The 24,569-nt window shown below is 71.0% G+C and carries 22 protein-coding genes; 14 read left to right on the top strand and 8 right to left on the bottom strand.

Features of this window, described 5'->3' with window-relative positions:
* Positions 1–87 precede the first annotated feature (87 nt).
* The 8 genes from ACIA77_RS14715 (at position 88) to sepH (ending at position 7,433) form a co-directional block, all read left to right on the top strand.
* The gene (locus tag ACIA77_RS14715; RefSeq protein WP_395886379.1) at positions 88–927 is read left to right on the top strand and encodes an ABC transporter ATP-binding protein; all 840 of its coding nucleotides are present in this window, start codon (positions 88–90) and stop codon (positions 925–927) included.
* Positions 924–1,106, top strand: coding sequence for a hypothetical protein (locus tag ACIA77_RS14710; protein ID WP_395886378.1), 183 nt, complete (start codon positions 924–926; stop codon positions 1,104–1,106). The genes ACIA77_RS14715 and ACIA77_RS14710 overlap by 4 nt, the downstream gene beginning before the upstream one ends.
* Entirely contained in the window at positions 1,103–1,915 is an 813-nt protein-coding gene (locus ACIA77_RS14705; protein WP_395886377.1) for an ABC transporter permease, read from the top strand. Before ACIA77_RS14710 ends, ACIA77_RS14705 begins: the two co-directional genes overlap by 4 nt.
* Complete coding sequence (locus tag ACIA77_RS14700; RefSeq protein ID WP_395886376.1) at positions 1,912–3,084, top strand: sensor histidine kinase; 1,173 nt, start codon at positions 1,912–1,914, stop codon at positions 3,082–3,084. The genes ACIA77_RS14705 and ACIA77_RS14700 overlap by 4 nt, the downstream gene beginning before the upstream one ends.
* Positions 3,081–3,704 (top strand): response regulator, encoded by a 624-nt coding sequence (locus ACIA77_RS14695; protein WP_395886375.1) that lies wholly within the window; start codon positions 3,081–3,083, stop codon positions 3,702–3,704. Before ACIA77_RS14700 ends, ACIA77_RS14695 begins: the two co-directional genes overlap by 4 nt.
* A 23-nt stretch (positions 3,705–3,727) precedes the next feature.
* Entirely contained in the window at positions 3,728–5,074 is a 1,347-nt protein-coding gene (locus ACIA77_RS14690; protein WP_395886374.1) for a serine hydrolase domain-containing protein, read from the top strand.
* A gap of 114 nt (positions 5,075–5,188) precedes the next feature.
* Positions 5,189–6,322 carry a phosphoserine transaminase gene (gene serC / locus ACIA77_RS14685; protein WP_395886373.1) on the top strand — a complete coding sequence of 378 codons (1,134 nt, stop codon included), beginning with the start codon at positions 5,189–5,191 and terminating at the stop codon, positions 6,320–6,322.
* A 256-nt stretch (positions 6,323–6,578) separates the two neighbouring features.
* Positions 6,579–7,433, top strand: a complete 855-nt coding sequence (sepH, locus tag ACIA77_RS14680; protein ID WP_395886372.1) for a septation protein SepH — start codon at positions 6,579–6,581, stop codon at positions 7,431–7,433.
* Here sepH and ACIA77_RS14675 read toward each other — a convergent pair.
* The 3 genes from ACIA77_RS14675 to ACIA77_RS14665 form a co-directional block, all read right to left on the bottom strand.
* Positions 7,430–7,795 (bottom strand): MmcQ/YjbR family DNA-binding protein, encoded by a 366-nt coding sequence (locus ACIA77_RS14675; RefSeq protein WP_395886371.1) that lies wholly within the window; start codon positions 7,793–7,795, stop codon positions 7,430–7,432. The genes sepH and ACIA77_RS14675 overlap by 4 nt on opposite strands.
* Before the next feature lie 18 nt (positions 7,796–7,813).
* A complete protein-coding gene (locus tag ACIA77_RS14670; RefSeq protein WP_395886370.1) occupies positions 7,814–8,404 on the bottom strand; it encodes a DUF2537 domain-containing protein in 591 nt (196 codons plus the stop codon).
* A gap of 158 nt (positions 8,405–8,562) precedes the next feature.
* A complete protein-coding gene (locus ACIA77_RS14665) occupies positions 8,563–9,384 on the bottom strand; it encodes a TrmH family RNA methyltransferase (protein ID WP_395886369.1) in 822 nt (273 codons plus the stop codon).
* A 226-nt stretch (positions 9,385–9,610) separates the two neighbouring features.
* Here ACIA77_RS14665 and ACIA77_RS14660 point away from each other — a divergent pair, with 226 nt between their 5' ends.
* The 5 genes from ACIA77_RS14660 (at position 9,611) to ACIA77_RS14640 (ending at position 14,260) form a co-directional block, all read left to right on the top strand.
* Positions 9,611–11,110, top strand: coding sequence for a glutamate-cysteine ligase family protein (locus tag ACIA77_RS14660; protein WP_395886368.1), 1,500 nt, complete (start codon positions 9,611–9,613; stop codon positions 11,108–11,110).
* A 63-nt stretch (positions 11,111–11,173) separates the two neighbouring features.
* On the top strand, positions 11,174–11,782 hold the full coding sequence (locus ACIA77_RS14655) for a TetR/AcrR family transcriptional regulator (RefSeq protein ID WP_395886367.1): 609 nt from the start codon (positions 11,174–11,176) through the stop codon (positions 11,780–11,782).
* A 65-nt stretch (positions 11,783–11,847) separates the two neighbouring features.
* The gene (locus tag ACIA77_RS14650; protein WP_395886366.1) at positions 11,848–12,516 is read left to right on the top strand and encodes a heme oxygenase (biliverdin-producing); all 669 of its coding nucleotides are present in this window, start codon (positions 11,848–11,850) and stop codon (positions 12,514–12,516) included.
* A 208-nt stretch (positions 12,517–12,724) separates the two neighbouring features.
* Complete coding sequence (locus ACIA77_RS14645) at positions 12,725–13,348, top strand: superoxide dismutase (protein ID WP_360593604.1); 624 nt, start codon at positions 12,725–12,727, stop codon at positions 13,346–13,348.
* 99 nt (positions 13,349–13,447) lie between these two features.
* Positions 13,448–14,260 carry an arylamine N-acetyltransferase gene (locus tag ACIA77_RS14640; RefSeq protein WP_395886365.1) on the top strand — a complete coding sequence of 271 codons (813 nt, stop codon included), beginning with the start codon at positions 13,448–13,450 and terminating at the stop codon, positions 14,258–14,260.
* A 251-nt stretch (positions 14,261–14,511) separates the two neighbouring features.
* Here ACIA77_RS14640 and ACIA77_RS14635 read toward each other — a convergent pair whose 3' ends face one another.
* The 3 genes from ACIA77_RS14635 to ACIA77_RS14625 all read right to left on the bottom strand — a co-directional run bounded on the left by ACIA77_RS14635 (position 14,512) and on the right by ACIA77_RS14625 (position 18,055).
* Positions 14,512–15,771, bottom strand: a complete 1,260-nt coding sequence (locus ACIA77_RS14635; RefSeq protein ID WP_395886662.1) for an MFS transporter — start codon at positions 15,769–15,771, stop codon at positions 14,512–14,514.
* 239 nt (positions 15,772–16,010) lie between these two features.
* Entirely contained in the window at positions 16,011–16,442 is a 432-nt protein-coding gene (locus tag ACIA77_RS14630) for a MarR family winged helix-turn-helix transcriptional regulator (protein ID WP_395886364.1), read from the bottom strand.
* Between the two features lie 143 nt (positions 16,443–16,585).
* Entirely contained in the window at positions 16,586–18,055 is a 1,470-nt protein-coding gene (locus tag ACIA77_RS14625; protein ID WP_395886363.1) for an NCS2 family permease, read from the bottom strand.
* Positions 18,056–18,139: 84 nt separating this feature from the next.
* On the opposite strand from ACIA77_RS14625, the gene ACIA77_RS14620 reads away from it, so the two are divergent.
* Positions 18,140–18,367: a DUF2530 domain-containing protein gene (locus ACIA77_RS14620; protein ID WP_395886661.1), complete on the top strand. Its 228-nt coding sequence runs from the start codon at positions 18,140–18,142 to the stop codon at positions 18,365–18,367.
* A 13-nt stretch (positions 18,368–18,380) separates the two neighbouring features.
* On the opposite strand, the gene ACIA77_RS14615 is transcribed toward ACIA77_RS14620, so the two are convergent.
* Both ACIA77_RS14615 and ACIA77_RS14610 read right to left on the bottom strand, forming a co-directional pair.
* Entirely contained in the window at positions 18,381–21,191 is a 2,811-nt protein-coding gene (locus ACIA77_RS14615; RefSeq protein ID WP_395886660.1) for a sacsin N-terminal ATP-binding-like domain-containing protein, read from the bottom strand.
* 8 nt (positions 21,192–21,199) lie between these two features.
* Complete coding sequence (locus tag ACIA77_RS14610) at positions 21,200–24,538, bottom strand: DUF3027 domain-containing protein (protein WP_395886361.1); 3,339 nt, start codon at positions 24,536–24,538, stop codon at positions 21,200–21,202.
* Between the last annotated feature and the right edge of the window lie 31 nt (positions 24,539–24,569).

Raw genomic sequence — 24,569 nt, 5'->3', positions numbered from 1 at the left:
ACGCCCTCGTGTCCACCGTTCGGTGGACAGCCGGATTCCACTGGCCGGACGTCCCGCGGACGCGGTCCGTGACCGCAGGATGAAGCCATGACCACAGCAGTGAGGGTGCGCGGACTGCGCAAGGAGTACCCGGGCCACGTCGCCGTGGCCGGACTCGACCTCGACATCCACCAAGGTGAGGTGTTCGCGCTCCTGGGGCCCAACGGCGCGGGCAAGACCACCACCGTCGAAATCCTCGAGGGACACCGGCAGCGCACGGCGGGCGAAGCCGCCGTACTCGGCGAGGATCCCGGAAAAGCGGGCCGCGAATGGCGTTCGCGCCTCGGCATCGTCCTGCAGACGGCGACGGACGCGGCCGAGCTGACCGTGACGGAAACCGTGCGGCACTTCGCGAAGTACTACCCCAACCCGCGAGACGTGGAAGAAGTGATCGAGCGGGTCGGGCTCAGCGAAAAGGCCGGGGCGCGCGTGAAGTCGCTCTCGGGCGGGCAGCGCCGCCGCGTCGACGTGGCGCTCGGCATCATCGGCCATCCGCGGCTGCTGTTCCTCGACGAGCCCACCACGGGGTTCGACCCCGAGGCGCGGCGCCAGTTCTGGGGCCTGATCGAAAGCCTCGCCCACGAGGGCACCACGATCCTGCTCACCTCCCACTACCTCGACGAGGTCGAGGCGCTGGCCGACCGGCTCGTGGTGATCGCCAGGGGCAGCGTGGTCGCCGAGGGGACCCCCGAAACGCTCGGGGGTCGCGGCCAGGCCGAAGCGGTCGTGCGGTGGAGCGACGACCGCGGCGACCACGAGGAGCGCACGCCGTTCCCGACCAAGCTCGTGAACCAGCTGTCCGGCGGGAGCGGGGAGCTCGCCGGCCTGACGGTGACGCGGCCCAGCCTCGAAGACATCTACCTCGAGCTGATCGGAGAGACGCCGTGATCCCGCCCCTGCTCGGCGGCTTCACCCTCGACGGCTTCACGCCACCGCGGCTGCAGTGCGGCACGACCTTCCACAGCCGGCGGCTGACCGGTGAGGCCCGGGGGCTCACCGGCTCAGCCGCCACCCACACCACCGGCCGGGATCAGCGCCGGCCCGACCGAACCGGGGAGAAACCGTGACGACCCTTGCCGTGGGCGGCACCTTCACGCTCGGCGCCGCACGCGGCAGCTTCGAGCTCCGGCAGTTCTTCCGCAACAAGGAGCAGGTGGTCTTCACCTTCTCCCTGCCCGCGGTGCTGATGATCCTGCTCGGGTCCATCCTGGACGGTCCGACCGGGCAGGCCGGCGTCTCGTCGGGACAGCTGCTCGCCGCGAGCATGATCGGCGCGGGCATCGTGTCGACGTCGTTCAACAGCGTCGGCATCGGGATCGCGGCCGACCGCGAGGTGGGCGCGCTCAAGCGCCTGCGCGGTACGCCGATGCCGGCCGCGTCGTACTTCGTCGGCAAGATGATCATGGTGCTCGTCACGAGCGTGGCGCAGACGGTGATCATGGCCGCGGTGGCGATGCTCCTGTTCGGCCTGGAGCTGCCGTCCGACGGCGAGAAGTGGGCGACGCTGGTGTGGGTGATGCTGCTGGGCGTCATCTCCTCGACGCTGCTCGGGATCGCGATCAGCTCGCTCACCCGCACGGCCAACGGCACGGTCGCGGTGGTGCAGCTGGTCTACCTGGTGCTGCAGTTCATCTCGGGCGTGTTCGTCACCCCGATCACGCACCTGCCGAAGATCATGGTCGACATCGCGTCCTTCTTCCCGCTGAAATGGATCTGCCAGGGTTTCCGGTCGGTGTTCCTGCCGCCGGCGGCCGCGAGTCAGGAGATGGCGGGGACATGGGAACTTCCGATGGTGGCGCTCGTGCTCGGGGCGTGGTGCGTGGCCGGGCTCGTGCTCGCGAGGCTGACGTTCCGGTGGACGAACGAACCCCGGTGACGAACCCCGACGACGCCTGGGAGCGCTCGTACTGGGTCTGGGAGGTGCTGTTCGCGGTCGCCTACGTGGCGACCGCCCTCCTGGTGCTGTTCGACGACGAGCCCTTGGCGGAGCAGGTGGTCGCGGAGGCCGCGCTCGCGGCGCTGGTGCTCGGCTACGTCGCGGCCGGGCGGCGGATCCTCCGCGCCGACGACAACCCGGTCGCCGGCACCGTGGTCACGGGCGTGCTCGTGGTGCTCGTGGCCACGGCGATCTTCGCGGACACCACCTCCGCGTTCATCCTGTTCATGGCGTGCCCGCTGGTGTTCATGCTGCAGGAGATCCGCCCGAGCATCGTGCTCACGACGCTGCTGATCCTGCTGGAGCCGGTGGCGGCCGTCGTGCGCGGCGGATGGAGCAACCCGAGCCTGCCGATCCTGCTGCCGATGACCGCGATCCTCGTGGTGTTCAGCGTGCTGGCGGGCAAGTTCACCTCCGACGTCATCGCGCAGAGCTCTGCGCGCGCCGAGCTGATCCGGCAGCTGGAGGACAGCCAGGCGGAGGTTTCGCGGCTCTCGCGCGAGGCCGGCACGGCCGCGGAACGCGAGCGACTGGCCCGGGAAATCCACGACACCCTGGCGCAGGGCTTCACCAGCATCGTCACGCTCGCGCAGGCCATCGAGTCCGAACTGGACACCGACCTCGAGGCGGCGCGCAAGCACCTCGCGCTGGCTTCGCGCACCGCGCGGGAGAACCTCGCCGAGGCCCGCGCGATGGTGGCGGCGCTCGCGCCGTCGGACCTCGCGGCCGGCTCGCTGCCCGACGCCGTGCGCCGCGCCGCGGGCCGGCTCGCCGACGAAGCCGGCCTGCGCGTCGAGTGCGAAGTGGACAGTCCGCTGCCGCAGCTGGCGACGGCCGCGGAGGTCGTACTGCTGCGGGGTGCGCAGGAGGCGCTGGCCAACGTCCGCAAGCACGCGGGTGCGGAAACGGTCCTGGTGCGGCTGTCCGCTGTGGACGGAACGGTACGGTTGCGCGTGCGCGACGACGGCTGCGGCTTCTCCCCGACCACCCCCACCGACGGGTTCGGCCTGCGCGGCATGCGCTCGCGCGTCGAGCAGGTGGGCGGGCGGCTGCGCGTCCGCAGCGGCGCGGACGGTGGGACCGAACTGGAGCTGGAGGTACCCGCGTGATCACGATCATGCTGGTGGACGACCACCCCGTGGTGCGCGAGGGGTTGCGCGGGATGCTCGAGGCCGAGGACGACCTCACCGTGGTCGGGGAAGCCGGCTCGGGCGAGGAGGCGATCGCGCTCGACCGCGTGAAGCAGCCCGACGTCGTGCTGATGGACCTGCGCATGCCGGGCCTCGACGGCGTCGGCGCGATCCGCGGCATCCTCAAGGAGACGCCGGCGCGGCGGATCGTCGTGCTCACCACGTACGAGACGGACGCCGACATCCTGCGGGCCGTCGAGGCGGGTGCGGCGGGTTATCTGCTCAAGGACGCGTCCCGCGTGGAGCTGGCCGGCGCGATCCGCGCGGCGGCGCGCGGCGAGACCGTGCTGGCGCCGTCGGTGGCCGGCAAGCTCGTGAACCGCGTGCGCAACCCCGGGCCCGCGTCACCGCTTTCGGCGCGCGAAGTCGAGGTGCTGCGGCTCGTCGCGAAGGGACTCACGAACGCCGAGATCGGCCGCAGCCTGCACATCGGTGAGGCGACGGTGAAAACGCACCTGCTGCGGGTGTTCGGGAAGCTCGGGGTCTCCGACCGCACCGCGGCCGTCACCACCGCGCTGGACCGCCAGCTGCTGGGCTGAGAAGCCGGGGCAGAATGGCCCGCATGCTCGACTCCACCGAACTCGCCCTGTACCGCAGGCTCGCGCGCGAGCAAGCCACCGGCCGCGCGCCGTCGCTGGTCGCCGGAGTGGTGCGCGACGGGAGCCTCGTCTGGTCCGGCGCCCGCGGCCGCGTCGGCTCCGCGCGGCCCGACGCCGACACGCAGTACCGCCTCGGCTCGATCACCAAGACGATGATCGCCACCGCCGTGCTGCGCCTGCGCGACGAAGGCCGCCTCGAGCTCACCGATCCGCTCGAGAAGCACGTGCCCGGCACGGCGTTCGGCTCGGCGACCGTGGCGCAGCTGCTCTCGCACACCTCCGGCCTCACGTCGGAGTCGCCGGGCGGCTGGTGGGAGCGCACGAAGGGCGGCGACTGGGCCGCGCTGGAGGAGAGCCTGGACAAGGACGCGACGAAACTGCGCCCCGGGTTCAAGTTCCACTACTCCAACGTCGGCTACGGCGTGCTCGGCGAACTCGTCGCGCGCCACCGCGGCCGCGCGTGGTTCGACGTCGTGCGCGAGGAGATCCTCACGCCGCTGGGCATGACGCGCACGACGCCGCACCCCGAAGGCGCGCACGCCGAAGGTTTCGCGGTGCACCCGTTCGCCGACGTCCTGCTGCCCGAACCGTCACCGGACGCCGGCGCCATGGCGCCGGCCGGCCAGCTGTGGTCGACGGTCACCGACCTCGCGCGCTGGACCGCGTTCGTCGGCGGCCACACCCGCGGCGTGCTGAGTGAGGACACCGTGGCGGAGATGCGCGCGGTGAACACCGTGGACGACGGCGAAGTCTGGAACACCGGCTTCGGGCTCGGCATCATGCAGGTCCGCGTCGACGGCAGGCGGCTGTCGGGCCACACCGGTTCGATGCCCGGTTTCCTCGCCGCGTCGCTCGTCGACCCGGCCACCGGCACCGGCGCGCTGTGCTTCGCCAACGCCACCGCGGGGGTCGGCATCACGCAGCTCGTGCTCGACCTCATCACCACCGTGGAAGAGCTGGAGCCCGCGCTGCCCGACGAGTGGCAGCCGTCCACTGTGGACCCGGCGCTGCTCGCGCTCACCGGCCTGTGGCACTGGGGCCCGACGCCGTACCACCTGCGCGTGCTGGGCTCCGACACGATCTCGCTCGACCCGGTCAGCGGCGCCGGCCGCGCGTCCCGCTTCCGCCCGGTCGGCCCGGACACCTGGGTGGGCCTGGACGGCTACTACGCCGGCGAGACGCTGACCGTCGGCCGCGACGCGAACGGCGCGGCGACCCACCTGGACCTCGCGACGTTCATCTTCAGCCGCACCCCGTACGACCCCGCCGCGCCCATCCCGGGCGGCGTGGACGAGGCCGGCTGGCGCTGAAACCGGGTTCGCGCAGCCCGTTTCGCCGGGAGCGCGCGGAGGTGTCCGGTTCCACATACCGGACACCTCCCCACCGCATTGAGCAGGCGCATCCCGACCTGAGAGACTGGCCACATGACCGACGCAGCGGAGTTGAGCATCCCCGAAGACCTCAAGCCGGCCGATGGGCGCTTCGGTTGCGGACCGTCCAAGGTCCGTGACGAGCAGCTCGCCAAGCTGGCCGAGTCCGGGCACACCTACCTGGGCACGTCGCACCGCCAGAAGCCGGTGAAGTCGCTGGTCGGGCGTGTGCGCGCGGGGCTGTCCGAGCTGTTCTCCCTGCCGGAGGGCTACGAAGTCATCCTCGGCAACGGTGGCACCACCGCGTTCTGGGACGCCGCCGCGTTCGGCCTCGTCCGCGAGCGCGCGCAGCACTTCGCCTACGGCGAGTTCTCCTCGAAGTTCGCGAGCGTCACGAACAAGGCGCCGTTCCTCGCCGACTCGATCATCGTGAAGGCCGACGCGGGCAGTGCGCCCGACATCGCCTACGAAACCGGTGCCGACCTCGTCGGCTGGGCGCACAACGAAACCTCCACCGGGGTCGCGGTGCCGGTGCGCCGCCCCGAAAACAGCGCAGCCGGCGACGCCTTGATCGCCATCGACGCGACGTCCGGGGCCGGCGGCCTGCCGGTGAAGGCCGAAGACTTCGACGTCTACTACTTCGCGCCGCAGAAGTCCTTCGCGTCCGACGGCGGCCTGTGGATCGCGCTGGCCTCGCCCGCCGCGGTCGAGCGCATCGGCGAACTCGGCGGCGGCGACCGCTGGATCCCCGAGTTCCTGTCGCTCACCACGGCGCTGGACAACTCGCGCAAGGACCAGACGTACAACACGCCGGCCGTGGCCACGCTGTTCCTGCTCGCCGACCAGATCGAGTGGATGAACGGCCAGGGTGGTCTCGCCTGGACGACCGCGCGCACCAAGGAATCCTCGACGCGGCTGTACGAGTGGGCGGAGAAGACCTCGTACACCACGCCGTTCGTGAAGGACCCGGACCTGCGCTCGCAGGTCGTCGGCACCGTCGACTTCACCGACGAGGTCGACGCCGCCGCCGTGGCCAAGGTGCTGCGCGCGAACGGCATCGTCGACACCGAGCCGTACCGCAAGCTGGGCCGCAACCAGCTGCGCGTCGGCCTCTTCCCGGCCATCGACCCGGACGACATCACGAAGCTCACCCAGAGCATCGAGTACGTCGTCGAGCGGCTCGGCTGAGTTCGTGCGACCCGAAGGGCCCCTCCCGCGCGGAGGGGCCCTTCGTCGTTTGAGCGACGAACACGGAACACCACTCATTCGTGACGGAACGTGGTCGGCGTGTCCTGAACGGTCCCGGTGAGCGGGCACTGGAGGATGACGGAGGTCGTCGGCAATCGGGTGACGGATCGGTGTGGCGTCGGCGCGCCTCGCGCGTCAAGGCGACGCGCCGTTCTAACGTGAACACCCACAACGGTGAAGATCGGGGAGGCGAGAAATGCGGGCGCTACGGGTGATCGGGCTGCACGAGGACGGCAAGTCCATCGTGCTCGAGGATCCGGCCAGCCGCACTCGTTTCCTGCTGCCGGCCGACGAACGACTGCGAGCAGCGGCTAGGGGGGACATCGCCCGGCTGGGCCAGATCGAAATCGAGTTGGAGAGCCAGATGCGGCCACGCGAGATCCAGGCGCGAATCCGCGCCGGCGAGTCCGTCGAACAGGTCGCGAGCAGTGCCGGGGTGTCGGAGCAGCGCGTGGAGAGATTCGCCTACCCGGTCCTGCTGGAGCGCTCGCGCACGGCGGAGCTGGCGCAGAGCGCGCACCCCGTGCGCGAGGACGGCCCCGACGTCCAGACGCTGGGCGAGGTGATCGCGTACGCGTTCGGCGTCCGCGGCCACGACTACTCCCAGGCCCGCTGGGACTCCTGGCGCGGCGACGACGGCAAGTGGGTCGTCGTGCTGCAGTGGAAGGCCGGGCGCTCCGACAACCGCGCCCACTGGTCCTTCTCGCCCGGGGCCCACGGTGGCACCGTGCACGCCCTCGACGAGAACGCCGAGGTGCTGCTCAACCCCAACGCCTACCGCCCGCCGCGCACCGTGCGCGCCCTCGACCCGGCCCGCGACGCCGCGGTCCAGCCGACGCTCGACGCGAGCGACGACGAGGTCCGCGCCCTCGAAGCCCCGGCTGACCCGGCGGAAGAGGACGACGACACGCGAGAGATCCCGCGCGTCCCCTCGGACGACGACGCCGCGTCCCCCGACGACGAGCAGCCGCGGGCGAAGGCCAAGAAGAACCACCCGATCGTGCCGTCGTGGGAGGACGTCCTGCTGGGCGTCCGGTCCCAGCGCGGCTAGCTCTCCAGCAGCACCGCCAGCGATTTCGGCGCCACCAGCCGGTAGGCGTCGCGCACGATGCGGTCGATCTCGGTCCAGTCGACGTCCACGTCGAGGCGCACGCCGAGCCAGCCGCGGTGGCCGACGTAGGGCGGGCGGAAGAAGCGGTCCGGCTCGGTGCGCACGAGGTCCTCCTGCGCACCGAGCGGGGCGGGGCACCAGAACGCGAGCCTGCCGTCGTCGTGGTGGTGGTCGGCGAACATCACGAACGTCTTCTTCCCGCGGATGAACCACGTCGGCTCGCCGTGGCTGAGGCGTTCGCTCGTCTCGGGCAGCGCGAGGCACAGTGCGCGGAGCCGGTCGAGTTCGCGTCGGGGCGCCATGCGGCCAGTATCGGCGGGTCAGAGCACGATCGCCAGCACGCCGATCCACGCGGCGACGATGCCGGCGCCCGCGCCGTACACGGCCCACCGCACGATCGGCAGCTTCCGCCCGAGCCACAGCGACGGTCCGATGCCACCGGTGACCACGACCGTCGCGACGAGGGCGAGCCACCCGCTCGTCGCGCCGGCGAGCGTGCTCGCCAGTGCGAGCATCGCGACGACCACGAGCACCGCGGCGAAACCGGACACGAGGAGCCCCGTGAGCCACGGCGTCGGCTCGGGCCGCGGCGCCGGCCGCAGCCGCGCCACGACGCGCGCCGGGGGCTCCACCACCGTCTCGACCCCGGACACCGGGTCGACGAACCGCACCGTCGTGCCCATCACCGTCGCCAGCCGCCCGGCGAGCTGCCGGCCCCGCTGCGACACGACGGACGCCGCGACCTCCGCTTCACCGCCGGTGCGCGACACCGCGGACGCGACGCGCGCCCACTCGTGGAGCGCCTGCGCCAAGTCCGGCCCGATCGCCAGCCGGCGCGGATCGACCTCGCGCGCGTGCTCCCCACCCGGGCCGGCGAGCACCGCGCGCTCGCCCCGGATCCGCAGCTCCACCAGTGTCCTTCCCCGCGGGGACGTTGTTCCGCCACCCGGAGCGTACCCGGCCAAACCCGCTGGTCGAGCAGAGCCCGGCGGGCGGTGAAGAGTGCCCGAACGACACCCGCCCCCTGGGCAGCGCCGCGAGAAGTGGGTACCCAGGAACCATGATCACGTCAGCGCGTGGCGGCGGCCGCGGCCACGCCGAAGAACTCGTGGAACGCGATCGCCGACGCCGTGGCGACGTTCAGCGAGTCGACCTCCGGCACCATCTCGATGCGCACGGCGAGGTCCGCGGCCGCGATCGCCTCGTCCGTCAAACCGGGGCCTTCGGCGCCGAGCACGAGCGCGACGCGCCCGGTCACCCCCGCGCGCAGTCCGCGCAACGGAACGGAATTCGGTCGCGGGGTCAGGGCCGCCACCGTGAAACCGCTCTCTCGCAAGAGGTCCAGGCCACCGGGCCAATCCTCGAGCGGCGCGAACGGGACGCGCAGCACGTGGCCCATCGACACGCGCACGCTGCGCCGGTACAGCGGGTCCGAACACCCCGGCGCCAGCAGCACACCGCCGACGCCGAGCGCCGAGGCGTTGCGGAAGATCGAACCGAGGTTTTCGTGGTCCCCGACGCCTTCCAGTACGGCGAGCACGTCCGCACCCGCGACAACGTCGGAAACCGCAACGGGCGCGGGTTTGTCCGCGACGGCCAGCACCCCGCGGTTGAGGTGGAAGCCCACCACTTCCGCCATCGTTTCCGCGGAGGTCACGTACGCGGGCGCGTCGATGCCCGACAGGTCCAGCTCGCGCACGCGTCGTTCGACGCCGAGGAGCGCGCGCACGGGGTAGCGCGACGCGAGCATCCGCTCGACCACCACCGTGCCCTCGGCGATCACCAGCCCGCGCCCGCCGGGACGGTCCGGCCGGCGGTCCGCTGTGGACAGGTCGCGGAAGTCGTCGAGCCGGGAATCGCGCGGGTCCTCGGTGAAGATCAGTTCAGCCACACCGCACAGTGTTGCATCCGAGCAGTGGACACCGGCCCGGTACAAAGCTGGTCCGAACGTCCGGAGAACTGTGGTACGAATGGGCCATTTTCGCGCACCGTCAACCCCCCGTGACGGAGAGCACCAGTTTGGCCGCTAGCCCGGATGCGCCGCGCTGTGCGACGGTGGGCGGCCTGGCAGTCCCCGCCCGGACACCTGCGGACCGAAGCCTTGGAGCGCGTCACTCATGGGTACCGATCTCTCGGCGAAACCGTTCGACCAGCTCGACCGCGGACGGTACCGCCGTAAGGTCCAGCGCTGTCTCGACACCCTCGCCCGGATGCTCACGGACGGGAGTTTTTCCTTTCCCCGCAAGAACATCGGCCTCGAAGTGGAGCTGAACCTCGTCGATCCGCAGCTGCGTCCGTCGATGACCAACACGGCGGTGCTGGACGCGCTCGACGACCCGTCGTTCACCACCGAACTGGGCCAGCACAACCTCGAGCTGAACGTTCCGCCGCGCCCGCTCGCCGGCGATTCCGCGCTACAGCTGGAAGATGATCTCCGCGCGTACCTCGGCCGGGCCGCGAGCACCGCCACCGACACGGGTTCCACGCTCGCGATGATCGGCATCCTGCCCACGTTGCGCCACGAGCACTTCGACCAGAAATGGCTCACCAACCAGGCGCGGTATTCGTCGCTGAACGACCAGATCTTCGCCGCGCGCGGGGAACGGATCGCCCTTTCCGTGGACGGTGCTCCCCTTCCGGGCGAACAGCCCGAAAAGCTCCGCAGTCACGCGGAATCCATCCTTCCGGAAGCCGCGTGCACCTCGGTCCAGCTGCACCTGCAGGTGGCACCCGAGGAATTCGCCGCGCACTGGAACGCCGCGCAGTGCCTCGCCGGCGTGCAGACGGCGCTCGCCGCGAACTCGCCCTTCTTGCTGGGCAAGGCGTTGTGGCACGAAACGCGCATCCCGCTCTTCCAGCAGGCCACCGACACGCGCCCGGAAGAGCTGAAGAACCAAGGCGTTCGGCCGAGAGTGTGGTTCGGCGAGAGGTGGATCACGTCGATCTTCGACCTGTTCGAAGAGAACGTGCGTTATTTCCCGGGTCTGCTGCCGCAGACCGACGGCGAGGATCCCCTCGAGACGCTCGAATCCGGCCAGGCGCCGAAGCTCACTGAGCTGCGCATGCACAACGGCACGATCTGGCGCTGGAACCGCCCGGTGTACGACGTCGTGGACGGCCTGCCGCACCTGCGGGTGGAGAACCGCGTTCTGCCGGCCGGGCCCACGGTGGTCGACATCGTCGCCAACGCAGCGTTCTTCTATGGCGCGCAGCGCGCGCTCGCCGAACAGGAACGCCCGATCTGGACGCAGATGTCGTTCCAGGCCGCGGAGGAGAACCTCTACGCGGGCGCCCGCAAGGGGTTCGACGCGCAGCTGTACTGGCCCGGCATCGGCTGGATCCCGCCGGACGAGCTGGCGCTGCGCGTGCTGCTCCCGCTGGCGCACGAGGGCCTGCGCCGCTCCGGCGTCTCCGACGAAGCGCGCGTCAAGTACCTCGGCGTGATCGAACGCCGTTGCCTCGCGCGCCGCAGCGGCTCGACCTGGCAGCGCGACTTCGTGCTGCGCGCCCAGGAACGCGGCGCCGACCGCGAAGAGGCGCTGCTGCGCATGCTCCGGCGCTACCTCGACCTGTCGGCCGAGGGGGAACCCGTGCACACTTGGCCGCTCGTCGACTGAGTCGATCGGCCCCGTCGCCCTTATGGTGGCTGGACAAGGACTCACGAGGCAGGGGAACCCACGGTGCCGAAAGTTCTCGGCGGCTCCCTCGAAGCGCACCGGCGCGAGGTCCGCGCCCGGGTGTTCGAGGTGCTGCGCGCGCAGCTCTACGAGCGCGGCTTCGACGCGATCACGCTCGCCGGCATCGCCGCCGACGCCGGAGTGGGGCGCACCGCCCTGTACAACCACTTCCCCGACAAGGAGAGCCTGCTCGTCGCGTTCGTCGAGGACGAGGCCGCGAGGTACGTGACGCGGCTGCGCGAGGCCGTGGAAGCCGAGACGGATCCGGTGGCGCAACTGGCGACGTTCGTCCGGCTGCAGCTGCGGGTGCTCGCCGAGCACCACCTGCCGCCGGGCGGGGCGCTGGAGTCCGCCCTCGCGCCCGCGGCCTACCGGCGCATCAGCGCGCACGCGGACCCGATCACCGAACAGCTGCGGGCGGTGCTGCTCGCGGGCGTCGACGCGGGCAGCTGGCCCGCGCAGGACGTCGACGTGGTGGTCCCCATGATCACCGCGGCCCTCGGCACGCGGCAGGTCGTGGACGTGCCGCCGGAGCGCCTGGGCGCGGTGGTCGACGTGGCCGTGCGATTCGTGCTGCAAGCCGTCGGTTCGAGTGAAATTCTCCCAAATTAGGGTAGCCTAACCCCACATCGTGGCCTACGCTCTTTCTGACAGCTTGTCAGATCGAGGGAGGCCCCATGCCGGTGTCCACGGAACTGGAAGCGCGCCCGTTCTCCGCCGAGCTGCGGGCGTCGACCAGGGTGGTGCACGACCGGGCCAACCACTCCACGTACATGAACGCGCTGCTCGGGGGCGAACTCTCGCTGGCGGGCTACACGGAGCTCGCGATCCAGTACTTCTTCATCTACCAGGCCATCGAGCGCGCCACCGACACGATGACCGGCGACCCGGTGGGCGGTGAGTTCGTGTTCGACGAGCTGCGCCGGCTGCCCTCGCTCGAACGCGACCTCGCGCACCTCGTGGGCCCGGAGTGGCGCTCGACCGTCCGCCCGCTCGCCAGCACCGAGGCATACGCGGCGCGCGTGGCCGAAGCCGCGAAGTGGGCCGGCGGCTACGTCGCCCACCACTACACGCGCTACCTCGGCGACATCGCGGGTGGCCAGATCATCCGGCGGCTGCTGGAGAAGAAGTTCGACCTCAGCGGGGCGGGCACGCTGTTCTACCACTTCGACGACCTCGGCAGCGCCCCCGCGTTTCGCGACCGCTACCGCGCGAAGCTCGACGCGGCGCCGTGGGACGACGTCGCGCGGGTCCGGGTGATCGACGAAACACTCGTGGCCTTCGAGCACAACGTCGCCGTCTTCGACGAGCTCGCCCTCGACCTGCAGCGTCACCGGATCGCCTGAGCGGCAGCCGGATGAAGCTGATCACACGGAGTTGACCTCCAGTTTGGTCGAGGTACAAGGCTCTGTTTCGCACGGTGCCCACCCGGGTACGCGACAGCCGGACGAGTGCGCCCACCCTGCGGTACGCAGGCGGCCCCGGTCGCCGCGAACCCGGGTGTGCTACTAGGTTCGGTAGTAGGAACTTGTGTCGAAGACTGAAGGAGGGCCAATGGCCCGGTACAACCTGCCCGATCTCGACTACGACTACGGCGCTCTCGCGCCCCACATCTCCGGTCAGATCAACGAGCTGCACCACAGCAAGCACCACGCGACCTACGTCAAGGGCGCGAACGACACGCTGGACAAGATCGCCGAGGCGCGCGAAGCCGGCGACTTCGGCAACATCGTCGGTCTCGAGACCACGCTGGCCTTCAACCTGGCCGGCCACGCCAACCACGTCGTGTGGTGGAAGATCCTGTCGCCGGAAGGCGGCGACAAGCCGACCGGCGAGCTGGCCGCGGCGATCGACGAAGCGTTCGGGTCGTTCGACAAGTTCAAGGCCCAGTTCACCGCCGTGTCCACCACGATCCAGGGCAACGGCTGGGGCGCGCTCTCCTGGGACCCGATCGGCAAGACGCTGATCACCCAGCAGCTGCGCGACCACCACAACAACCTGATCCTGCCGACCACGCCGATCCTGCTGGTCGACGTGTGGGAGCACGCGTTCTACCTGGACTACAAGAACGTGAAGCCGGACTACGTCAAGGCCCTCTGGAACATCTTCAACTGGGGCGAGATCAGCAAGCGGTTCGACAACGCCGTCGCCGGTGGCAACGGCCTGCTGCTCAGCTGAAGTTCACCTTCGCGGAAGACGGGGTTCTCCTCCTGGGAGGGCCCCGTCTTTCCGTATCTCGGTTGACTTCGAGCGCACTCGAGGTGTGAGGCTGTGGTCATGGACGTCGACGCCTACCTCGCCCGACTCGACCTCGCGCTGCCCACCACGGCGGACCTGGCCGCCCTGCGGCAGCTGCAGGAACGCCACCTCGAACGCGTGCCGTTCGAGAACCTCAGCATCCACCTCGGCGAACCGATCGAGCTGACCGAGGACGCGCTGTTCGACAAGATCGTGCACCGCCGCCGCGGTGGCTTCTGCTACGAGCTCAACGGCCTGTTCACGGCCCTGTTGCGCGAGCTCGGCTTCGACGCGGAGCTGCGCGGGGCGTACGTGTTCGACGGCGAGGGTGTGCCCGGACCGCCGCTGGACCACGCGGCCGTCGTCGTGCGCCTGGACGGCGAGCAGTGGCTCGTCGACGTCGGCTTCGGCCGGTTCAGCCGGCACCCGCTGCGCATGTCGGCCGTGGACGTGCAGACCGACCCGGAGGGCGAGTTCCTGTTCCTGGACGCGCCCCACGGCGATCTCGACGTCGTGCTGGACGGGAAACCCGCCTACCGCCTCGAACGGCGCCCGCGGGAGCTCTCGGAGTTCAGCCCGATGGCCTGGTGGCAGTCGACGTCGCCGGCGTCGGGGTTCACCGGGCGCCTCACCTGCTCGCGGACGACGTCGCAGGGCCGCGTGACGCTCTCGGGGCACCGGCTGATCGAGACCGTCGACGGCGTGCGCCACGAGGTGCTGCTCCCCGACGACACCGCGATCCACACGGCCTACCGCGTCTACTTCGGGCTGACGCTCACGCGGCTTCCCGCCCCACCTGATGAGCGCACCTTGACGCCGAGCACGCCCGACCCGACCATGAACCCGTCGTGAAGGGCCGAATCCGGCGGATCACCCCTGGCGTGAACGAAGCCCCGCCCCCGGGGTTCCCAGGTGCGGGGCTCCGTCCGTTCCCGAACTGACTGCCGCTCCCACCACGAAGCGGACGTGTATGAGGTTAGCCTAACCTCATACGGCGGGCAACCCCCTGATCGCGGAGACCCACCTCTCACTCGCGCGGGTGAGCCGTGAAAAACAGCAGGGCGCCCCGGGAAGCTCCCGAGGCGCCCTCTTCGAGCCGAGCGTCAGACGCGTTCGCGCTTGAGCACGCGCAGCCCGTTGCCGAACCGGCGCACCGGCAGGCTCACGCCGCCGCGCCGCACGAGCACCAGTGCGCACACCACCGCGGCGATCAGCGAGATCGCGCCGCCGATGTAGAACGGCGAGCGCCCGCCGAACACGTCGGCCATCCAGCCCGTCATCGGGCCGCCGATGGGGTTGCCGCCGATCAGCACCAGCACGTAGATGCCCATCACGCGGCCGCGCATCTCGGGCGAGACGGACGTCTGCACCAGCGCGTTGGCCGTGTTGAGGAACGTGATGGTGGCGAAGCCGAGCGGGATCAGGCCGATGCCGAAGGCCAGGTAAGTGGGCATGAAGGCCGTGATGAACTCGAACAGGCCGAGCCCGGCCGCCGCGAGCAGCATGGTCCGCACCCGTGGGCGGCTCTTGATGCCGCGGCGCGCGGACAGCAGCGCGCCCACGAACGTCCCCACGGCAACGAGGGTGGAGAGCAGGCCGTAGCCGTCGGCCTGGGTGTGGAACACGTTCGCGGCGACGATCGGCAGCGACGTGAAGTAGGTGATGCCGAACGTGCTGACGAAGAGCACCAGCACCATGACCGTGACGAGGTCGGCGCGGTGCAGCACGTAGCGCAGGCCTTCGACGAGCTGTCCCTTCGCGCGGGGGATCGCGGGGCCGCGGAAGAGCTTGGCCGGGTTCATCAACGCGAGCCCGGTGACCACCGCGACGGTGCTCACCGCGTTGGCGATGAACAGCCAGCCGGTGCCGACCCAGGTGATCGCGAACCCGGCGATGGCCGGGCCGACGATGCGGGCCAGGTTGAAGATCGAGGAGTTGAGCGCGACGGCGTTGGCGATCTGGTCGCGGCCCACCATCTCGGCGACGAACGACTGCCGCGTCGGCACCTCCACGGCGGAGGTGATGCCGAGCATCATGCACAGCAGGTACACGTGCCAGATCTGCACCACGCCGGTCAGGTCCAGCACGCCCAGCAGCGTCGCCTGGACGCAGTTGATGCTCTGGATGAGGATCAGCAGGCGCCGCTTGTCGACGCGGTCGGCGAGCACGCCGGCCCACAGCGAAAGCAGCAGCGTCGGCGTGAACTGGAACGCGACGGCGATGCCGAGCGCCACCGGGTTGTTGCCCGAAAGCTGGAAGACGAGCCAGTCCTGGGCGATGCGCTGCATCCAGGTGCCGACGTTGGAGATGACCTGGCCGCTGAAGAACAGCCGGTAGTTGCGGACCCGCAGCGACGCGAACATGCCCTTGCCCTTTTTGGGCTCCGCGGGCCGTTCGGTTTCTTCGGGGACGCGGTCGGCGCCGGCCGGCAGGCTCGGCACGAGCTTCTTCTCGCCGGTCTTCGCCCGGGCCAGCGCCTGGTCGGCGGCGGTCTTGCCGGGAGGTCCGGACGGGGGCGGACTCGACGGCTGTGGTGCCGTTTCCCGGGTAGCAGTGGTTTCGGTCTTACCGTCTGTGTCGCTACCCGTGGTCGCCACCGGTGTTAGTTCCCCGCCATCCTGTCGATGATCTCAGCGGCTTGGGAGAGCACGTCCAGCTCTTCCTCGCCGAGTTCCGCCAATTGCCGGTCCAGCCACGCCTCCCGGACCGAGATGGCCTTCTTCACGTAGGCCAACCCGTCGTCGGACAGCTCGACGATGGCCTGCCTGCCATCGGTCGGGTGCGGACGTCGCTCGACGAACCCCATCTCTTCGAGCGCGGCGATGACCCTCGTCATCGAGGGCGGCTGAACGCCTTCCTTCGCGGCGAGCTGACCCGGGGTCAGCGCACCGCACTTGAACAACGTGGACAGCGCCGCGGTCTGCGTCAACGTGACGTCGTCGGCCACGCGCTGAGCCCGGAGCCGGCGGTTGAGCCGGACCACTGCGAGACGCAAGCGGCTCGCGAGGGAGCGCTCATGCGTGTCGCCGGACATATAGTTAGCATACCTTACGAAAAATTCGCCGGAGGGTGAACCCGGACACCCTCGCCGGTCACGCTGAGCGCACGGGCGGGTTCACGCTCAGTTCCGGTGCGAGGTCAGGCGCTGGGGTCGCGCGCCAGGTCGAGGCGCCGGGGTCAGCTCAGTGCCGCCTGGATCGGGCCGACCGCGAAGTAGGCCACGAACGCCACCGCGATGACCCACATCAGCGGGTGCACCTGCCGGGCCTTGCCGGTCACCGCGCGGATCACGACGTAGCTCACGAAGCCCGCGCCGATGCCGTTGGCGATGGAGTAGGTGAAGGGCATGACGACGATCGTCAGGAAGGCCGGCAGAGCGACCGAGAAGTCCGTGAAGTCGATCTCCCGGACCTGGCCCATCATCAGCGCGCCGACGACGACCAGCGCCGGCGCGGCGGCCTCCACGGGCACGACCTGGTAGAGCGGCGTCAGGAACATCGCGGCGAGGAACAGCACGCCCGTGACGATGTTGGCCAGGCCGGTGCGCGCGCCCTCCGCGATGCCGGACGCGGATTCGACGAACACCGTGTTCGAGCTGGCCGAGCCGAAGCCGCCGGCGGCGCCCGCGAGGCCCTCGACGAACAGGGCGCGCCCGACGTTGGGCAGCTGGCCGTCCTTGCCGATCAGGCCGGCTTCCTTGCCGAGGCCGGTCATGGTGCCCATGGCGTCGAAGAAGTCGGCGAGCACGAGCGTGAACACGAGCAGGACGACGGTGATGATCGGCAGGCGCGTCCAGGCGCCGAACGACACGTCGCCGACCAGCGACAGGTCGGGCACGCCGACGACGTTGTCCGGCAGCGCCGGGTAGCCGAGGTTCCAGCCCTGGGGATTCGTGCCGTTCGACGGGCCGGCCTTCACGACCGCCTCGACGAGGATCGCCAGCACGGTCGAGCCCAGCACGCCGATGAGAATCGCGCCCTTGACCTTCTTCGCGACGAGGACACCGGTGAGCAGGAGGCCGACCACGAACACGGCCGTCGGCCACGAGGCGACCGAGCCGTTGATGCCGAGGCCGACCGGCACGGTGGTGTGCGCGTCGTCGGGCAGGCGGCGCACGAACCCGGCGTCGACCAGGCCGATGAAGCAGATGAACAGGCCGATGCCCACGGCGATCGCCGACTTCAGCGCCGGCGGGACCGCGCGGAACACGGCCGTGCGGAACCCGGTGAGCACCAGCGCGACGATGATCAGGCCCTCGATCACGACCAGGCCCATCGCCTCGGGCCACGTCATCTGCGGCGCGAGCGTGACGGCCAGCAGGCTGTTGAGCCCCAGCCCCGTCGCGATGGCGAACGGGTAGTTGGCGACGAGCCCCATCAGGATCGTCAGCACGCCGGCGACCAGCGCGGTCACCGCGGCCACCGCCGGCACGGGCAGGATGTGGCCGAGCACGTCCTTGTGCGCCGACGGGGTGTCGGCCGCGAAGCTGCCGATGATGAGCGGGTTGAGCACCACGATGTAGGCCATGGTCACGAACGTGACGATGCCGCCCCGCACTTCGCGCCCGGTGGTCGAACCGCGTTCGGTTATCTTGAAGAAGCGGTCCAGAGTGGACACCGCCTGCTGCCGTTCGCGCTGATCCGTCATCCGCCTGGCCCTCCGTGGTCGCTGCTCGGGGGTACCCTTCACCACGTGGACGAACCGATCAATCCCAGTGAGGTAACGGGCACGTTGCGGCACACGCCGGACCTGCCCAAGCGCCTGACCGACCTGACCCCGGTGGTGATCGTAGGTACCTCGCTGTGGGCCGTCGCGCTGGTGGTGCTCTTCGTGGTGACCAGCGGCGTGTGGGTGTGGACGGCGTTCGCGGGGATCGTGCTGGGGTTCATCGGGTTCGGGATCATGCTCTGGCAGCGCGCGGCCGCCCGGCGGGGCTCGAAGTCGGCGCAGCGCTTCTAGTTGGCCTGGCCCTTCAGTTCAGCAGCGTGTGCGGTGCGGGGTCGTCGAGGAGCGCGGTGATCCGGTAGCGCTCGGCCCACCGGCCGCTCGCCCAGGCGAAGGCGCGGGCCAGCCCTTCGGACGTGTCCGCCGCGTGCAAGCGGTTCTGGTCGTCGGCCCACCACGGCACGTCCGAGCTCGCTCCGTCGACGGTGACCGTGAGCACGTCGTGCAGGAGCGGGCCGCCGTCCGGGAGTTCGACGCCGAGCTGGTCGGCGACGAGCCGCAGCGCGGGCAGGTCGGCCCACGCGACGTACTCGCCGGTGCTGGTGACCTCGCCGGCGAGGCTGCTCGCGAGCGGCAGGTCCAGGAGTTCAGCGAGGCGTTCGGGCTCCTCGGGCGCCGCGACGAGCCGGGCCGCGGGCAGTGCGGACGCGGGCCACGGGACGTCGAGGACCACGGCGGTGTCGGCGTCGGCGACGGAGGCGTCGGCCGCGCGCACGCGGGCGGGCGCGTCGAGCTCGTCGACCTCCACGGGTGAGTGGACCAGCGCGCGGTGGGCGCGGGCGGCGAGCCCGGGGCTGGGCGTGCGCTCGGGGTCGCCGAGGCGGTCGAGGAGGTCGGTGACGTCTTCGGCCGTGGCGAGCTCGAGGGTGGTCCGCACGCCGGCGGCTTCGAGGAGCTCGTCGGTGAGACCGAGGTCGGGGACCTCGTCGTAGAGGCCGGCGAGGTCGGCCGCCTTCGCGAGGCGCCACGAACCGGGGGCTTCGCCGGCGAGCAGGGCGTAGCGGGCGAGCCACCAGCGGGCGTGACCGCCGGGAGTGTGCAGCGCCTGCCACGTCTCGGGCCGCGCCGCGATGAGCCGCAGCGCGGCCGGCCACGCGTCGTCGGCGACGAGGTCGAGGTCGCGGATCGCGACGACGGCCGCGGGCTCGCGTTCGAAGGAGTCCCACCAGGCTTCTTCGTCGGGCAGGCCGTGGTCGGGCTCGTGCGGCTCCTCGTCGCGCACGACGGCGAACGAGTCGAGCACGCCCACCGCTTCGAGCGTCGCCGCCGCCCAGTCCTCGGCGAACTCGTCGTCCAGAACGGACAGCGCACCGTCCTCTTCGAACACTTCGGGGTCGAAGACGTCCAGCAGCGGCGAATTCGGCAGCACGAGCTCATCGGCGCGCCGCCAGCCGTCCTCCGAGGGCAGGGCGAGCGCTCGCGCCCATTCCGGCGCGTCGTCGCCGCACTCGGCGATGAGCCGCAGGACGGCGCCCGCGAGGTTCATCCCGTCCAGCCCGGACCGGACGTCCTCCACACTGCGTTCGACGGCGAACTGCACCTGTTCGGCTTCGAGCAGCTGGCGAGCGTCGGCGTGCTTGGCACCCAGGCGTTCCAGCAACGGGTGCGCGGCGGCGGGGTGGACGAGCCGCAGCCCCGGGACGTCCACATCGGACAGCAGCTCGAGCAGTTCGTGGGATCCGTCGACGAGCAGCGCACCACGGGCGCCCGGCAGCGTGCGGCCGTCGGACAGCGGCACGGGCAGGCCGTCGAGCTGCGCCGGCTGGATTTCGTGCGTGTCCACGCCGACGGCGAGCGCCGCGTAGAGCCGGTGCCACCACGCGGGTTCGCGGTCGACGCCGGTGAGGACGCCGAGCACGTCCTGGATGGTGAGCGGCTGCGCGGACACCGGTTTGAGCGTGCGCGCCGCGTCCTTCGGGGCGGGCACCAGCCCGGGCACGAGGTCTTCGAGCAACGGCGGCAGCCCCGGCACGTCGACGTCGAGGACCTTCGCCTCCCGACCGGCGACCTCCTTACCGTCCTGAGTGGACAGCCACGGTCGCGTGGCCAGCTCGGCGAAAACGCGCTCGCGGAGCTGTTCGTCCAGTGTGGACCTCGGGAAACCGACGCTCGGCACGAGCGCGAACCGGTGCTCGGCCGGAAGTTCCGCGACGAGCCCGACGTAACTCCCGGCGGCGTTGTCCAGCGCTTGGGTGAGCGCGGCTCCCGGCAGCACCCGCCGCCGTGACGGCTCCAGCGGCACCGGCGCGATCAGGCGCGCGGGCAGGCTCAGCTCTTCGTCGGTGGGGGTGGGCGCGTGCAGCACGTCCTCGGTGAGCGGCCGCGGCGTTCCGTCGTCGGCCAGCGGAACGGCCCAGCCGTCGTGCGTCAGCCACCGTTGCGTGGTTTCGGGCCCGCTGATCTCGACGGCTTCGTCGCCGGTCCGCGTCCAGCTGCGACCGTCCACTTCGATCTCACCCAGCCACGGCAGGGCGAGCAGCAGATCGGGAATTTCCTGTTCCAGGGCTGCGAGCAGCGTTTCCCCCGCGGCCGCGTCGCGCAGCGGCAACCGCACCTCGGTGTCGAACCCCTCCGGCGGCACCTCCCCGGTCGGCCACGGCAACCGCAGCACCGGCACGTCACCGTCCCGCCCGGCCGCCTCCCGCGTCCGCCCGGCCGAAAACGCCACGCTCCCCGTCGACGACACCACCCGCGGCTCATCCGAAACCGCCACCACGGCCGCGAAGCCGACCCCGAAGCGCCCCACGGACCCGCGCTCCTTGCCCGACGCCCGCAACGACGCGAGCGATTCGACCCCCCGCCCGTCCAGCGGCGCCCCCGTGTTGGCGAACCGCAGCTCACCGTCCACAACGGACACGCGCACCCGCCCGGGCTTCCCGCCCGCCTGCGCCGCGTCCGCCGCGTTCTGCGCCAGCTCGACGAACAAGCGATCGCGATACGCGCCGACCCTCAGGTCGCGCTCCGCGTTCGTGTCCTCGGTGAACCTCGTCGGGGAGTCCTGCCACGCCCGCAGGACCGCCACCCGCAACCGCTCGGTCCCGAACGGATCCTCCCCCACCGCCGTGGTCACCGGGGGCTGTCACCACTTTCCGCATCAGTGCCGTTGTCGGTGTTGGTGTCGGCTTCGGCGTTGCCGTTGGCTTCGGCGTTGCCGTTGGCTTCCGGGGCGGCTTCGGCTTCAGCACCGGCTCCAGCCTCGACCTCGCCAACCGACCGGCCCGCGGCCTCGTCGTCCTCGCCAACCACTCCGGCGCCTTCACCCGCGATCACAGCTCCAGCCGCAGGCTCGGCAACCGACCCAGCGTCCGTCGCGGCACTCGAGGTGTCCACATCGGTCGCGGCCTCACCAGGAACGACGGCCACACCTTCACCGGAACCCTCGGTCGCCGACTCAGCGGCCGGAGCCACAAAGGCCCCTGCGAGCCCGGCAGTCGCAGTCACTTCGGACTCAGCCACGCCAGCCTCTTCGACCGGAGCACCGGCCACGGCCTGCTCGGCAACCGGCTCGCCGGACACCTCAGCCGCCGACTCGCCGGCCTCCGCCGCAACATGCTCCGCCGACCCAGCCTCCGGCGCCTCCGCGTCGGTCACCTCAGCCGCAACCGGCGACCCGGCCGACACATCAGCCGCACCCGACTCGGCGGCAGCTTCGCGAGAAGCGTCAGTCACCGCCTCCGAACCCGGAGCCGCACCCTCGCGCTCCGACTCGAAAACGTCGGCGCCTTCCGGCGCGACGACATCGGTCGACTCAGCGGCAATCGTCGACTCGGCTGGCGCATCGACCACAACCGGCTCGACAACAGCCTGTCCGGAAACACCGCTCACCGACTCGGGCGCCGAAGTCGCAGCATCGACCGCTGACTCAGCAGTGGCGGTCGCTTCCGGCGCGTCCGCGCCGGTCACCTCACCGACAACCGACGACCCGGCCGACACATCGGCCCCAACCGACTCGGCCGCGCCTTCGCCGGAAACATCGGTCACATCGGTCGCCGGCTCGCCGGTCGGAGCGGCCAGGTCGCTCGCCGAACCAGCAGCAGCATCCGCTTCCGACGCAGCGGCATCGACAGCGGTCGCCACGGCATCCGCTTCCGGCGGGGCGGCATCGGTCACCGTGGCGACCGTCGGCTCAGCTGGAACGTCGGCGGCAACTGGCTCGTCAGAAACACCAGTCACCGACTCGGGCGCCGAAGTCGCAGCGTCGACCGCCGGCTCAGCGGTGTCGGTCGCTTCCGGTGAAGCCAAGTCGTTGGCAACCGTCGGCTCCGCTGAAACTCCGGCCGTGATCGGCTCGGCAGCTGGCTCGTCAGAAACACCAGTCGCCGACTCGGTCGCCGAAGTCGCAGCGTCGACCGCCGGCTCAGCGGTGTCGGTCGCTTCCGGTGAAGCCAAGTCGTTGGCAACCGTCGGCTCCGCTGAAACTCCGGCCGTGATCGGCTCGGCTGCAGCTTCGTCCGAAGCATCAGTCGCGGCCTCGGTCGCCGAAGCAGCAGTGTCGCCTACCGATTCAGCAGTGGCAGCAGCTTCCGGTGCGGCGGTGCCGGTCACCTCAGTGGCAACCGTCGGCTCGGCGGCGGCTTCAGCCGGAGCATCGGTTGCCGACTCGGCAGTGGCGGCCGCTTCCGATGCGGCGGCATCGGTTGCCGACTCGGCAGTGGCGGCGACTTCCGATGCGGCCGCATCGGTCGCGACCGTGGGCGCCGCTGAAACTTCGGGCGAGGCCGGCTCGGCGGGGGCGTCAGCAGAAGCATCGGTCGCCGGGTCGGTGGTCTGGGCCGGCACCTCGGCAACCGGCGCGGCACTCGTCGACTCTGGCGTGACCGTGTCGGCAGATTCAGTCGGGGAGCCGCCAACACCCTGTTCAGCCGAAGCGTCGGTCGCCGGCTCGGCGGCGGCCGGAGCCGCAACATCGGTCACCGACTCGGCAGCGACAGTCGCTTCGGGCGTAGCCGCGTCGGTCACCGGCTCGGCGACGGCAGCCGCGTCGGATGTGGCGACGTCGGGTGTGGTCTGCGGAGCCGTGGTTGCCTCGGCAGGGCCAGCCGTCTGAGCTTCATCCGAGGTGGCGGGTGCAGGTGACGTGTCCGACTCCGCCGTCTTGGTCGCGGCCGGCGCATCCGGGGCGACGGTCGCTTCGTCGGAAGCGGGAGCCGCGTCAGGCTCGGTCGCGGTCGGCGCCTCGGGGGCGACAGTCGCGGCATCGGGCGCGGTGGCCGGTGCCTCGATGTCCGGGGTCGGAACCCCGGCAACGGGCTCGGCGGCGACAGCCGATTCCGGTGCAGTGGTCTCGTCCGCGGCCGGAACCTCAGTCGCGATCGGCTCGGCGGTGGCTGCTTTCGCAACCTCAGCCGGTACGGCAGCACCTTCGTCCGCAGCGGCAACCGGCTCGGCAGCAGCAGCAACAGCCGGGGTACCGGTGCCTTCGTCCGCACCAGCCTGAGCCGAAATCGGCTCAGCGGCTTCAGCCTCAACCGGCTCGGCCCCACCCGCAGCTGCCTCCTCGACAGCCACCTCAGCCGCAGCCTCCGGCTCGACCGAACCGGCCGCGACGGTCTCGACCGCGGCGGCCGAAGCGGCCTCCCCAGCGACGCCGAACGCGGCCTCGGACTCGGGAACCTCCACCGGCTCATCGGCAACCGGCTCCGCATCGGGCACCGGGGAGAAGTCGATCAGGGAATCGTCGTAGACGAGTTCGGCGACGGGGACCGAGGAGGTGACCTCGACCTCGACCTCGGAGTGCGCGCCGCAGCCGTATTCGACGTCGACGGCGTGGCCGTCGGCCGGGGCGATGTCGTTGGTGCAGACGCCGAAGGAGCCGCGCAGGGAGCCGGCGAGCGGGACGAAGAAGCCGCACGTCCCGCAGGTCGCGGGGGCGCTGCGGGCCATGTCGGACCGCGGGCCGAACTCGCCGCCGTGCCAGCGGGCGGCGGCGTCCTGGCGGCCGTAGCGGGACAGGACGTGCACGCGGCCCAGGCCGACCTCGTGCGCGACCTCCTCGACGGCCGGGTCGTCGGACTGCAAGTACGCGGGCGCGAGGCGCGGGTCGTCCTTGTCCGTGGGGAAGATGTCGCCGACGCCGAGGTCGCCGGCGCGCACGCGCTGCTCCCAGGGGACCCAGGCGGGCGCGACGAGGGAATCCGGGCCGGGCAGGAGCTCCAGCTCGCTGACCGTCACCTCTTCGTCGAGCCCGGCGACGGCCAGCGTCACGGCCCAGCGCCAGCCGCGGTAACCGGGCACCGACGCTTCGAACAGGTGGGTCGCCGACACGGCGTCCTCGCGGTGCACACCGACGTGCTCGCCGACCTGCTCGGCCGGCGCATCCGCCAGCAGGGCATCTCGCGCGACGTCCACCGCGTCGGCGAGCTTCCGCTGGATAGAGCCGTCGTCGAGGGTCAACAGCAACGTCATGGGCCCAATTGTGCCGCACGCATCCGCGACG

It is taken from the genome of Amycolatopsis sp. NPDC051903, assembly GCF_044452505.1.
Classification (GTDB): Bacteria; Actinomycetota; Actinomycetes; order Mycobacteriales; family Pseudonocardiaceae; genus Amycolatopsis.
Note: the sequence above shows the minus strand (reverse complement) of the source record. Positions and strands in the feature narration are given on the sequence as shown.

Excerpts from the sequence above, each read along its gene's own strand:
- ACIA77_RS14715 (WP_395886379.1), top strand. The coding sequence starts at position 88 with ATGACCACAGCAGTGAGGGTGCGCGGACTGCGCAAGGAGTACCCGGGC.
- ACIA77_RS14690 (WP_395886374.1), top strand. The coding sequence starts at position 3,728 with ATGCTCGACTCCACCGAACTCGCCCTGTACCGCAGGCTCGCGCGCGAG.
- serC (WP_395886373.1), top strand. The coding sequence starts at position 5,189 with ATGACCGACGCAGCGGAGTTGAGCATCCCCGAAGACCTCAAGCCGGCC.
- sepH (WP_395886372.1), top strand. The coding sequence starts at position 6,579 with ATGCGGGCGCTACGGGTGATCGGGCTGCACGAGGACGGCAAGTCCATC.
- ACIA77_RS14675 (WP_395886371.1), bottom strand. The coding sequence starts at position 7,795 with ATGGCGCCCCGACGCGAACTCGACCGGCTCCGCGCACTGTGCCTCGCG.
- ACIA77_RS14660 (WP_395886368.1), top strand. The coding sequence starts at position 9,611 with ATGGGTACCGATCTCTCGGCGAAACCGTTCGACCAGCTCGACCGCGGA.
- ACIA77_RS14650 (WP_395886366.1), top strand. The coding sequence starts at position 11,848 with ATGCCGGTGTCCACGGAACTGGAAGCGCGCCCGTTCTCCGCCGAGCTG.
- ACIA77_RS14645 (WP_360593604.1), top strand. The coding sequence starts at position 12,725 with ATGGCCCGGTACAACCTGCCCGATCTCGACTACGACTACGGCGCTCTC.
- ACIA77_RS14640 (WP_395886365.1), top strand. The coding sequence starts at position 13,448 with ATGGACGTCGACGCCTACCTCGCCCGACTCGACCTCGCGCTGCCCACC.
- ACIA77_RS14635 (WP_395886662.1), bottom strand. The coding sequence starts at position 15,771 with ATGTTCGCGTCGCTGCGGGTCCGCAACTACCGGCTGTTCTTCAGCGGC.
- ACIA77_RS14630 (WP_395886364.1), bottom strand. The coding sequence starts at position 16,442 with ATGTCCGGCGACACGCATGAGCGCTCCCTCGCGAGCCGCTTGCGTCTC.
- ACIA77_RS14625 (WP_395886363.1), bottom strand. The coding sequence starts at position 18,055 with ATGACGGATCAGCGCGAACGGCAGCAGGCGGTGTCCACTCTGGACCGC.
- ACIA77_RS14610 (WP_395886361.1), bottom strand. The coding sequence starts at position 24,538 with ATGACGTTGCTGTTGACCCTCGACGACGGCTCTATCCAGCGGAAGCTC.